This is a genomic window from Lelliottia nimipressuralis (assembly GCF_004115925.1).
GTDB lineage: Bacteria > Pseudomonadota > Gammaproteobacteria > Enterobacterales > Enterobacteriaceae > Enterobacter > Enterobacter nimipressuralis.
Map to the genome: position 1 here is coordinate 1 of NZ_SDDX01000047.1, position 560 is coordinate 560.

Sequence of the window (560 nt, forward strand, 5' to 3'; positions counted from 1 at the left end):
GCGGCGACCGTCTGGAGAATCTCGAAAAGATGATCAACGCGGTGGAAGAGACGCAAAAGCGCGGCCTGAACCGCGCCGAGCATCGCCTGCATCTGCGCTGCGAACTGCCGCACCACACCACCCTGCCGCTGTTTGAAAAGCTGGTTGGTCGCGAGCCGGTCTCTCTGGTGTCGCTGATGGACCACTCACCAGGCCAGCGTCAGTTCGCCAATATCGAAAAGTACCGTGAATATTATCAGGGCAAATACGCCCTGAATGACGAGGAAATGGCGCGCTACGAAGAGGAGCAGCTGGCGCTGGCGGCCCAATGGTCGCAGCCGAACCGCCTGTCGATTGCGGCGATGTGCCGGGAGCGTAACATTGCGCTGGCAAGTCACGACGACGCCACGCACGACCATGTGCGGGAATCCCATCAGCTTGGCAGCGTGATCGCCGAATTTCCTACCACGTTTGAAGCGGCTGAAGCCTCCCGCCAGCACGGAATGAACGTCCTGATGGGCGCGCCCAACATCGTGCGCGGCGGCTCCCACTCCGGCAACGTGGCGGCCAGCCAGCTGGCG

Annotated in this window: 1 protein-coding gene; it reads left to right on the plus strand. The window is 62.1% G+C overall.

Annotation, left to right across the window (positions count from 1 at the left end):
- On the plus strand, window positions 1-560 hold a 560-nt coding region (locus tag ETG88_RS22100; RefSeq protein WP_491546705.1), incomplete at both ends, for an amidohydrolase family protein.